At 60.8% G+C, this 10,618-nt stretch carries 13 protein-coding genes and 1 tRNA gene; 13 read left to right on the forward strand and 1 reads right to left on the reverse strand.

The window, feature by feature from the left end; all coding sequences use genetic code 11:
* Positions 1 to 49 precede the first annotated feature (49 nt).
* From ruvC to ACTJJN_RS14625, 13 genes are all read left to right on the forward strand, one after another.
* On the forward strand, positions 50 to 574 hold the full coding sequence (gene ruvC / locus ACTJJN_RS14565) for a crossover junction endodeoxyribonuclease RuvC (protein ID WP_003254769.1): 525 nt from the start codon (positions 50 to 52) through the stop codon (positions 572 to 574).
* Positions 575 to 683: 109 nt separating this feature from the next.
* Complete coding sequence (gene ruvA, locus ACTJJN_RS14570) at positions 684 to 1,301, forward strand: Holliday junction branch migration protein RuvA (protein WP_003254768.1); 618 nt, start codon at positions 684 to 686, stop codon at positions 1,299 to 1,301.
* A complete protein-coding gene (gene ruvB, locus ACTJJN_RS14575) occupies positions 1,298 to 2,344 on the forward strand; it encodes a Holliday junction branch migration DNA helicase RuvB (protein WP_012051475.1) in 1,047 nt (348 codons plus the stop codon). The genes ruvA and ruvB overlap by 4 nt, the downstream gene beginning before the upstream one ends.
* A 125-nt stretch (positions 2,345 to 2,469) precedes the next feature.
* Positions 2,470 to 2,922, forward strand: a complete 453-nt coding sequence (gene ybgC / locus ACTJJN_RS14580) for a tol-pal system-associated acyl-CoA thioesterase (protein ID WP_003254764.1) — start codon at positions 2,470 to 2,472, stop codon at positions 2,920 to 2,922.
* A gap of 2 nt (positions 2,923 to 2,924) precedes the next feature.
* Positions 2,925 to 3,620: a protein TolQ gene (gene tolQ / locus ACTJJN_RS14585; protein WP_003254762.1), complete on the forward strand. Its 696-nt coding sequence runs from the start codon at positions 2,925 to 2,927 to the stop codon at positions 3,618 to 3,620.
* A gap of 14 nt (positions 3,621 to 3,634) precedes the next feature.
* Positions 3,635 to 4,087 (forward strand): protein TolR, encoded by a 453-nt coding sequence (gene tolR, locus ACTJJN_RS14590; RefSeq protein WP_003254760.1) that lies wholly within the window; start codon positions 3,635 to 3,637, stop codon positions 4,085 to 4,087.
* Positions 4,087 to 5,205, forward strand: a complete 1,119-nt coding sequence (tolA, locus tag ACTJJN_RS14595) for a cell envelope integrity protein TolA (protein ID WP_012051476.1) — start codon at positions 4,087 to 4,089, stop codon at positions 5,203 to 5,205. Before tolR ends, tolA begins: the two co-directional genes overlap by 1 nt.
* Positions 5,206 to 5,231: 26 nt before the next feature.
* Positions 5,232 to 6,503, forward strand: coding sequence for a Tol-Pal system beta propeller repeat protein TolB (gene tolB / locus ACTJJN_RS14600; protein WP_012051477.1), 1,272 nt, complete (start codon positions 5,232 to 5,234; stop codon positions 6,501 to 6,503).
* Positions 6,504 to 6,557: 54 nt separating this feature from the next.
* Complete coding sequence (gene pal / locus ACTJJN_RS14605) at positions 6,558 to 7,058, forward strand: peptidoglycan-associated lipoprotein Pal (RefSeq protein ID WP_003254755.1); 501 nt, start codon at positions 6,558 to 6,560, stop codon at positions 7,056 to 7,058.
* Positions 7,059 to 7,064: 6 nt separating this feature from the next.
* Positions 7,065 to 7,871: a tol-pal system protein YbgF gene (gene ybgF / locus ACTJJN_RS14610; RefSeq protein ID WP_003254754.1), complete on the forward strand. Its 807-nt coding sequence runs from the start codon at positions 7,065 to 7,067 to the stop codon at positions 7,869 to 7,871.
* Positions 7,872 to 8,039: 168 nt separating this feature from the next.
* Positions 8,040 to 8,687, forward strand: a complete 648-nt coding sequence (queE, locus tag ACTJJN_RS14615) for a 7-carboxy-7-deazaguanine synthase QueE (RefSeq protein WP_003254753.1) — start codon at positions 8,040 to 8,042, stop codon at positions 8,685 to 8,687.
* Positions 8,687 to 9,379, forward strand: coding sequence for a 7-cyano-7-deazaguanine synthase QueC (gene queC, locus ACTJJN_RS14620; protein ID WP_076403786.1), 693 nt, complete (start codon positions 8,687 to 8,689; stop codon positions 9,377 to 9,379). Before queE ends, queC begins: the two co-directional genes overlap by 1 nt.
* Before the next feature lie 60 nt (positions 9,380 to 9,439).
* Positions 9,440 to 9,515, forward strand: a tRNA-Lys gene (locus ACTJJN_RS14625).
* Between the two features lie 96 nt (positions 9,516 to 9,611).
* Here ACTJJN_RS14625 and ACTJJN_RS14630 read toward each other — a convergent pair.
* The gene (locus tag ACTJJN_RS14630; protein WP_440781357.1) at positions 9,612 to 10,571 is read right to left on the reverse strand and encodes a cation diffusion facilitator family transporter; all 960 of its coding nucleotides are present in this window, start codon (positions 10,569 to 10,571) and stop codon (positions 9,612 to 9,614) included.
* Positions 10,572 to 10,618: the final 47 nt, after the last annotated feature.

Genomic DNA, 10,618 nt, shown 5'->3' on the forward strand with positions numbered 1-10,618 from the left:
AAAGGGCCGGCGCAGTTTGTAGAGATGCATCATTTTTTTGACGGGCTTTATGACTCTCATTCTAGGTATCGACCCCGGCTCGCGCATCACCGGCTATGGCGTGGTACGCCAGACCGCCCGTGGTTGCGAGTACGTGGCGTCGGGCTGCATCCGCACCGGCAGCGGTGAGCTGCACGAGCGGCTGCAGATTGTTTTTCGTGGTGTCAGTGAAATCATTGCTCAGCACGGCCCGGTGACCATGGGCATCGAACGGGTGTTCATGGCCCGCAACGCCGATTCGGCGCTCAAGCTTGGCCAGGCACGTGGCGCGGCTATCGTCGCCGCCGCCGAGGCTGGCCTGGAGATCGCCGAGTACAGCGCCACCCAGGTCAAGCAGGCCGTGGCCGGCACGGGTGGTGCCAACAAGGAGCAGGTGATGATGATGGTCATGCACCTGCTGAAATTGACGCAAAAACCGCAGATCGACGCTTCCGATGCCCTGGCCATCGCCCTGTGCCACGCCCACACCCGCTCCAGCCTGGTGCCGCATGGCTTGAGCACAGCGCGGCGACGCGGCGGGCGCTTGCGTCTGTAAGCGCTTCATGCGCTGATACACATTTTGTTCGGGTGATGCATTCACCTGCTGCATTTGCTGATAGGGTTGAGCGGTCTTTGACCGGCTCCCCGAGAGGAAGGATCGGAACGTGATTGGACGTTTGCGCGGCACCCTGGCGGAAAAACAACCGCCTCACCTGATTATCGACGTCAACGGCGTGGGTTACGAACTGGAAGTTCCCATGACCACGCTGTACCGTCTGCCCAAAGTGGGTGAAACCGTCACGGTGCATACCCACCTGGTCGTGCGCGAAGATGCCCACTTGCTCTACGGCTTTGCCGAAAAACGTGAGCGCGAGTTGTTCCGCGAGCTGATCCGCCTGAACGGCGTAGGGCCTAAGCTGGCCCTGGCGCTGATGTCCGGGCTGGAAGTGGATGAACTGGTGCGCTGCGTGCAGGCCCAGGACACCTCAGCCCTGGTGCGCGTGCCGGGCGTCGGCAAGAAAACCGCCGAGCGCTTGCTGGTCGAGCTCAAGGACCGTTTCAAGGCCTGGGAAACCTCGCCGGCCATGTTCACCCTGGTGTCCGATGGGCCTTTGCCGGTTGCCAGCGAGTCCAGTGCCGAGGCCGATGCAGTCAGTGCCTTGGTCTCGCTGGGCTACAAGCCGCAGGAAGCCAGCAAGGCAATTGCCGCGATCAAGGACAAGGCCGGCCTGAGCAGTGAAGAGCTGATCCGCCGCAGCCTGAAAGGGATGATTTCCAAGTGATCGAAGCCGACCGCCTGATCGCCGCCAGTGGCCGCGACCGCGAAGAAGTCCAGGACCGTGCGATTCGCCCGCTGAGCCTGGACGAGTACATTGGCCAGCCGGTGGTGCGCGAGCAGATGGCGCTGTTCATCCAGGCCGCCCGCGGCCGCGGCGAGTCGCTTGACCACACGCTGATCTTCGGCCCGCCCGGCCTGGGCAAGACCACCCTGGCCAACATCATCGCCCATGAAATGGGCGTGTCGGTGAAGAGCACTTCGGGGCCGATTCTCGAGCGCCCCGGCGACCTGGCAGCCATGCTGACCAACCTCGAGCCGCACGACGTGCTGTTCATCGACGAAATCCACCGGCTGTCGCCTGTGGTCGAAGAAGTGCTTTACCCGGCCATGGAGGACTTCCAGCTCGACATCATGATCGGCGAAGGCCCGGCAGCCCGTTCTATCAAGCTCGATCTGCCACCCTTCACCCTGGTGGGGGCTACTACCCGTGCCGGCATGCTGACCAACCCGCTGCGTGACCGCTTCGGTATCGTGCAGCGCCTGGAGTTTTACAACGACAAGGATCTGAGCACCATCGTCAGCCGCTCGGCCAACATCCTTGGCCTGGCCATCGAAGACCAGGGGGCCTACGAGATCGCCCGTCGTGCCCGTGGCACGCCGCGCATCGCCAACCGCCTGCTGCGCCGCGTGCGTGACTACGCCGAGGTGCGCGGCAAGGGCCAGATCACCAAGGCCGTGGCTGACATGGCGCTGAACCTGCTGGATGTCGACGAGCGTGGTTTCGACCATTCGGACCGTCGCCTGCTGCTGACCATGATCGAGAAGTTCGACGGCGGCCCGGTGGGCGTGGACAACCTGGCTGCAGCCATCAGCGAAGAGCGTCATACCATCGAAGATGTGCTTGAGCCGTACCTGATTCAGCAGGGCTACATCATGCGCACGCCACGCGGCCGCGTGGTCACCCGGCATGCCTACCTGCACTTTGGGCTGAATATTCCCGGGCGCTTGGGGGAGGGGGGCGATTTTTCCGGGCCAGGCGATGAATGACAGATCAAAAGCGACTTTTCGTGGTCCTACCGCTGGCATGCCCTGGGTGCGCTGGCAATAAGACATTAATGAAGAAAAAACAGTTGCCACAGCGGATTGGCAAGCTGAGGAGTAAGCACTAGAGTATGCGCGCGCAAAATCAGCTCGAACCGTTCGCACACCGGTGTCGCGTCTATTACGAAGATACCGATGCGGGCGGCGTGGTGTATTACGTCAACTACCTGAAATTCATGGAGCGCGCGCGCACCGAACGCCTGCGGCACCTGGGCTTTTCCCAGTCGCAGCTGGCTGAAGACAACCTGCTGTTCGTGGTCCATTCCAGCGAAGCGCGCTATCACGCGCCGGCGCGGCTGGATGACGAATTGCGGGTGACCGCGCAAGTACTTGAACTCAATCGCGCCAGCTTGCGTTTCGTACAGCAGGTCTGGCGGGAAAAGGATGAAACGCTGCTTTGCGAAGGGCAGTTCCTGGTGGCTGCCGTGCGCGCCGACACTTTCAAACCCCGAGCCCTACCCCCCCAGCTGCGCGACGCCTTTGCGGCGGACGGCTCGGGTAATCAATCGAATGCAGGAGAATAAGCGTGGAAGCTAACGTCGTCGACCATACCTCCATGTGGAGTCTGGTCAGCAATGCCAGCGTGGTGGTACAGCTGGTAATGCTGACCCTGGTGGCCGCCTCGGTCACCTCATGGATCATGATCTTCCAGCGCAGCACCATGCTGCGCGCCGGTCGTCGTGCGCTGGATGCCTTCGAAGAGCGTTTCTGGTCAGGCATCGACCTGTCCAAGCTGTACCGCCAGGCAGGCAGCAACCCAGACCCGGACTCCGGCGTGGAGCAGGTGTTCCGTGCCGGTTTCAAGGAGTTCTCGCGCCTGCGCCAGCAGCCGGGTGTTGATCCGGACGCTGTCATGGAAGGTGTTGGCCGTGCCATGCGTGTGGCCATCTCGCGCGAGGAAGAAAAACTCGAGCAGAGCTTGCCGTTCCTGGCCACCGTTGGCTCGACCAGCCCGTACATCGGCCTGTTCGGCACCGTGTGGGGCATCATGAACTCCTTCCGCGGCCTGGCCAGCGCACAGCAGGCCACCCTGGCCACCGTTGCACCGGGCATTGCCGAAGCACTGATCGCAACCGCCATCGGCCTGTTCGCGGCAATCCCGGCTGTCATTGCCTACAACCGTTTCGCCGCGCGCAGTGAAATACTGATCGGCCGTTACTACACCTTCGCCGACGAGTTCCAGGCGATCCTGCACCGCAAAGTGCACACCAGCGAAGAGTAATCAGGTAGAAGCCCATGGCCCGAGTTCGCCACAAACGCAAGCCCGTCGCCGAGATGAACGTGGTGCCCTACATCGACGTGATGCTGGTGCTGCTGGTCATCTTCATGGTGACGGCGCCCATGCTCAATCAGGGCGTGAAGGTCGACCTGCCCAAGGTTTCCAGCGAAGCCTTGCCGCAGGACAACAACGTCCAGATCCTCACCATCTCCATCAAGGCCGATAAAACCTATTACTGGAACCTCGGCAGTGAAGTCGATACCGACAAGCAGATGGACAAGGCCATGACCTTGCCGGCCATGACCGACGCCGTCACCAAGATCATTGCTGCCGGCCGTGACCAGGGCAAGCAGACCCAGGTGTTCATTCGTGGCGACAAGGCTGTCGACTATGGCGCGGTCATGGGTGCCATGGGCGGGTTGCAGAAGGCCGGTGTCGGTAACGTTGGCCTGATTACCGAGGCGCCCTGATGCAACAGCGAGAGCCATCCGCCTCGGAAAGCTACTTCTGGCCCAGTGTCTGGGCCATCGGCCTGCATGTGCTGGTGTTTGCCCTGCTGTTCGTCAGTTTTGCCATGACGCCTGAGCTGCCGCCTTCCAAGCCGATCGTTCAGGCTACCCTGTACCAGCTCAAGTCCAAGAGCCAGGCAACCACCCAGACCAATCAGAAGATTGCCGGGGAGGCGAAGAAAACCGCTTCGCGCCAGACCGAAGTCGAGCAGTTGGAACAGAAGAAGGTCGAGCAGGAGGCCGTGAAGGCCGCGGAACAAAAGAAAGCTGACGCCGCTCAAAAGGCCGAAGAGGCCCGCGAAGCCGCCGAGGCGAAAAAAGCTGAGGATGCTGCCAAGGCCGCCGAAGCTGCCAAGGCTGCCGAGGCCAAGAAAGCCGCCGAAGCCAAGAAAGCCGACGAGGCGAAGAAAGCCGCCGAGAAACAGCAGGCCGACATCGCCAAGAAAAAGGCTGAGGACGAAGCCAAGAAAAAAGCCGAAGAAGAGGCCAAGAAAGAGGCTGCTGAAGAGGCGAAGAAGCAAGCCGCCGAGGAAGCCAAGAAAAAGGCAGCCGAAGAGGCCAAGAAGAAAGCAGCCGAGGACGCCAAGAAGAAAGCGGCGGCCGAGGACGCGAAGAAGAAGGCAGCTGAAGAGGCCAAGAAAAAGGCCGCTGCAGATGCCCAGAAGAAGAAGGCACAGGAAGCGGCCCGCAAGGCGGCAGAAGACAAGAAAGCCCAGGCACTGGCCGAGCTGTTGTCCGATACCACCGAGCGGCAGCAAGCGCTGGCCGACGAGCAGGGTGACCAGGTGGCCGGCGACTTCGACGACCTGATCCGTATGCGCGCGGCCGAGGGCTGGGCACGTCCGCCTTCCGCGCGCAAGGGCATGACGGTGGTCCTGCAGATCAACATGTTGCCGGACGGTACCATCACCAGTGTCAGCGTGGCCCGTTCCAGTGGTGACGGCCCGTATGACAGTTCGGCGGTGGCTGCGGTGAAGAACATTGGTCGTTTGACCGAGATGCAGGGTATGAAGCCGAGCGATTTCAACCAATATCGTTCGTTCAAGATGACATTTACACCTGAGGATCTAGCGTTGTGATTAAACGTCTGAGAGGACTGCTGGTCATGCTCTGCTGCGTGGCAGGCATGGCGGTGGCAGAAGAAAAGAACATCCTGGTTACCAGCGGCAGCGACCGGGCCACGCCCATCGCGGTAGTACCGTTCGGTCTGCAGGGCGGCAGCGTGCTGCCCGAAGACATCGCCGACATCATTGGCAATGACCTGCGCAACTCTGGCTACTACTCGCCAATTCCGCGGCAGAACATGATCAGCCAGCCGTCGCAGGCCAGCGAAGTGATCTTCCGTGACTGGAAAGCGCTGGGTGCACAATACGTGATGGTCGGCAGCATCGTGCCGTCGGGCGGTCGCCTGCAGGTGCAGTACGCGCTGTTCAACGTCGCCACCGAGCAGCAAGTGCTGACCGGCAGCGTGGCGGGCAGCACCGACCAGCTGCGCGACATGGCGCACTACATTGCCGACCAGTCGTTCGAGAAGCTGACCGGCATCAAGGGCGCGTTCTCTACGCGCATGCTGTACGTGACGGCCGAGCGTTTCTCCACCAACAACACCCGCTACACCCTCCAGCGTTCGGACTACGACGGTGCGCGTGCGGTGACCCTGCTGCAATCGCGTGAGCCGATCCTGTCGCCGCGCTTTGCGCCAGATGGCAAACGTATCGCCTATGTTTCGTTCGAGCAGAAGCGCCCACGTATCTTCGTGCAGAACATCGATACTGGCCGCCGCGAGCAGGTGACCAACTTCGAAGGCCTGAACGGTGCGCCAGCCTGGTCGCCTGACGGTTCGCGCCTGGCGTTCGTGCTGTCCAAGGACGGCAACCCGGACATCTACGTGATGAATGTGGCCTCGCGCCAGATCAGCCGTGTTACTGCAGGCCCGGGTATCAATACCGAGCCGTTCTGGGGCAAAGATGGCAACACCCTTTACTTCACTTCCGACCGTGGCGGCAAACCGCAGATCTATAAACAGTCGGTCAGTGGTGGTGGTGCCGAGCGCGTAACGTTCGTGGGTAACTACAACGCCAACCCGAAACTTTCGGCGGACGAAAAGACCCTGGTAATGATCCATCGCCAACAGGGCTTTACCAACTTCAAAGTGGCGGCACAGGACTTGCAGCGCGGAAGTGTAAAGATTCTGTCTGAAACAAGTCTTGATGAGTCTCCCACTGTTGCGCCAAACGGCACCATGCTAATCTACGCCACCCGCCAGCAGGGCCGGGGAGTCTTGATGCTCGTGTCGCTTAATGGCCGCGTGAGGCTCCCACTTCCTACCGCTCAAGGCGAAGTCAGAGAACCGTCCTGGTCCCCTTACCTGAACTGATTGCGGCGTAATACATTTTGCTTAACACACTGGGGTTTCATTAGGAGTTTCACGATGGAAATGCTGAAGTTTGGTAAATTTGCTGCGCTGGCTCTGGCCATGGCCGTAGCTGTAGGTTGCTCCTCGAAGGGCGGTGATAACGCAGGCGAAGGCGCTGCTGTAGACCCTAACGCTGGCTACGGTGCCAACACTGGCGCTGTTGACGGCTCCCTGAGCGAAGAAGCCGCCCTGCGCGCAATCACCACCTTCTACTTCGAATACGACAGCTCGGACCTGAAGCCAGAAGCCATGCGCGCTCTGGACGTTCACGCCAAGGACCTGAAAGCCAACGGCAACCGTGTTGTTCTGGAAGGTAACACCGACGAGCGCGGCACCCGCGAGTACAACATGGCTCTGGGTGAGCGTCGTGCGAAAGCCGTTCAGCGCTACCTGGTTCTGCAGGGCGTTTCCCCTGCTCAGCTGGAACTGGTTTCCTACGGCGAAGAGCGTCCAGTTGCTACCGGCAACGACGAGCAGTCCTGGGCTCAGAACCGTCGCGTAGAACTGCGTAAGTAAGTTCTTATGCGTATGTGCCGCCGTGTAGTAACCGTCCTCGCACTCAGCCTGCCGCTTGCGGCTTGGGCTGAGGTCCCTGTAGTAGATGACAACGCAGGCAGCTATCCGCCTGCGGGTTATGGCACGAGCGGCGCCTATGCCGGGTCAGGGGCTTCGGCCCCTGCCTCTGCACAGGGCCAGCTGTTCATGCAGCTGCAACAGATGCAGGATCAGCTTTCCCGCCAGCAAGGCATCATCGAAGAGCTGCAAAACGATGTGTCGCGCATGAAGCAGGAAAACCTGGAGCGTTACCAGGACCTGGACCGTCGCATCAACAGTGGCGCTGCGCCTGCCGCAACCCCTGACAATTCCTCCGGTGGTGGTGCGTCCAATGCCGCCCCCGATGCCGCAGCAGGTGCTGCTGCGCAACAACCGGCCGGCAGTAGCCAGCCCGGTGATCCGGCGAAAGAGAAGCTCTATTACGACGCAGCTTTCGACCTGATCAAACAGAAAGACTTCGACAAGGCCAGCCAGGCGTTCAACGCCTTCCTGCGCAAGTACCCCAACAGCCAGTACGCCGGTAATGCCCAGTACTGGTTGGGTGAAGTGAACCTGGCCAAGGGTGACCTGCAAGGCGCCAGCCAGGCTTTTGCCCAGGTCAGCCAAAAGTACCCGAAGCACAGCAAGGTGCCAGATTCGCTGTACAAACTGGCTGATGTCGAGCGCCGTATGGGCCATACCGACAAGGTAAAAGGCATCCTCCAGCAGGTTGTCACCCAGTACCCCGGCACCTCTGCCGCTCAACTGGCTCAGCGTGACCTGCAGAAGCTCTAGGCGTTTTCGCTGTACCGCTCGAAAGAAACCCGCGCCAGTCGCGGGTTTTTTCGTTAGAATCACTGCCCTTTTTTCGTAAACACGCTGCTGCGGATAACGCGATGTCGAGTCCGCGACAGTGCCTGACGGAGGCGGACAGCCTGTTTAGCTGTCACGCCCGTGGCGAGCATGCAAGACACATTACGCATCACCGAAGTCTTTTACTCTTTGCAGGGTGAGACGCGAACGGCCGGGCTGCCTACGGTATTTGTGCGCCTCACCGGTTGCCCCCTGCGTTGCCAGTACTGCGACAGTGCCTATGCCTTCAGTGGCGGTACCGTTCGCACCCTTGATTCGATCCTTGAGCAAGTGGCCGGCTTCAAGCCGCGCTACGTCTGTGTCACCGGTGGCGAACCGCTGGCCCAGCCCAACGCCTTGCCGTTGCTGCAGCGGCTGTGTGACGCTGGTTACGAGGTGTCGCTGGAAACCAGCGGCGCGCTGGATATTGCCGGCACCGACACCCGCGTCAGCCGTGTGGTCGACCTGAAAACCCCAGGCTCCGAAGAGTCGCACCGTAACCGCTACGAGAACATCGAGCAGTTGACGCGTAACGACCAGGTCAAGTTCGTCATTTGTTCCCGTGAGGATTATGACTGGGCGGTATCCAAGCTGATCCAGTACAACCTGGCAGAGCGTGCCGGTGAGGTGTTGTTCTCACCCAGCCATCATCAGGTGAACGCCAGTGACCTGGCTGACTGGATCGTTGCTGACAACCTGCCTGTACGCTTCCAACTGCAGCTGCACAAGCTGCTGTGGAACGACGAGCCCGGACGTTGATTGAGGAGCACGTACACATGACAGAAAAACGCGCAGTAATCCTGTTGTCCGGCGGCCTGGACTCGGCCACCGTGGTTGCCATGGCCAAGGCCGAAGGCTACAGCTGCTACACCATGAGCTTTGACTACGGCCAGCGTCATCGCGCCGAGCTGAACGCCGCTGCCCGCGTGGCCCGCGACCTGGGTGTGGTCGAGCACAAGGTGATTGGGCTGAACCTCGACGGCATCGGCGGTTCGGCATTGACCGACAGCAGTATCGACGTACCGGAAGCCCCGGGTGAAGGCATTCCGGTCACTTATGTGCCGGCGCGCAACACCGTGTTCCTTTCGCTGGCGCTGGGTTGGGCCGAAGTGCTGGAAGCGCGCGACATCTTCATTGGCGTCAATGCCGTGGATTACTCCGGCTACCCGGATTGCCGTCCCGAGTTCGTCGAGGCCTTCGAGCGCATGGCCAACCTGGCGACCAAGGCTGGCGTAGAAGGGCAGGGCTTCCGCATCCAGGCGCCGCTGCAGAACATGAGCAAGGCGCAGATCGTGCAGGCCGGTATGGCCCGTGGTGTGGACTACAGCCTGACCGTTTCCTGCTACCAGGCCGACGATGACGGCCGCGCCTGTGGCAAATGCGACAGCTGCCGCCTGCGCGCCGATGGTTTCAAGGCCGCCGGAATCGAAGACCCGACTCGGTATTTTTGAAAAAATCGTGATGGGGTGTTGAATTCTCGTTAGAAATCAGTATTATACGCGCCATCAAATGGGTCGTTAGCTCAGTTGGTAGAGCAGTTGGCTTTTAACCAATTGGTCGTAGGTTCGAATCCTACACGACCCACCATACGCAGTACGTGAGAGCCCGCTACCAGAAATGGTCGCGGGCTTTTTCGTTTGCGCTACGGGTGTTCGGAAAAAAAGGGCGCAGAGCGCCCACCAATTACTCGGCCCATTCCGGGTCGCCAGTGAACACCACGGTCAGCCAGCGGTCCGGCCCTTCGCCGCCTACCGCGTCGCCAATCTCGTTGCGCCAGGCATCCCATTCATCGATGGTCTTCGCCGCCATGGTTTTGGGCACGATGAAATACAGTTCGATCTCCTGCGAACGCCCGACCTTGGCGACATAGGCGCGGTAAGACTGCAGGCCGTGGCGAGCGACGAAGGCCTTGGCCACCTCATCTACGTGCAGCTTGAGGTCGCCAGGGGTGACCAGGAAGATTTCAGACAGCGCCTGACGCACCACCGACATCGGCAACGGCACGATCACCAGGCACACCAGCGCCAGCACCGCCGGGTCAATATAGGGTGATACCCATTCCAGCGAAGTGCCTTGCACGGCATAGCCAAAGCAGAAGGCGATCAGCAGTGCGGCCGTGATGCTGGCCGACATCACCCAGCCCTTGACGTCCATGCGCACGAAGTCTGACTTCAGTTTGCGGTTGGCGCGGGCCTCGATGACGGCGATGGTCACGCAGGTGATCACCGTCAGCGCCGCGTAGACCATGGCAATGCCGAACTCCAGGTGGCGCCCGCCTTGCAGCAGGCTGCTGACGGCATTGATCAGCGCGTAGATGGCCACGCCGCCGAGCAGAATGCCGTTGAGCGCCAGTACCATGGGCTCCAGGTGCCAGAAACCCATGGTGAAGCGCTCGCGCAGCTTGCGCGACATCTGCACGCTGGTGGTGTGCGAAGTGATCAGCTTGACCACCACCAGCGACAGCCCGCTCATGCTGGCGTCGACCAGCGAGTACACACCGTCGAAGACGATGGAGAACGAGCCGGAGGCAAGGCCGAAGGCGATGCCGATGGTGGCGATGAACAGGGTGGCGGCGATCGAGGTGCGTAAAAGCCCTTGTTCGCTGGTGATGTCGAAGAAGGTGGATCGGGTTGGATTAGGCATAAGTTGTGCTCAAAAATAACAATGGTGCGGTGCCTGTCAGGGCCTCT

The organism is Pseudomonas sp. 22515 (assembly GCF_052044625.1).
GTDB lineage: Bacteria > Pseudomonadota > Gammaproteobacteria > Pseudomonadales > Pseudomonadaceae > Aquipseudomonas > Aquipseudomonas alloputida.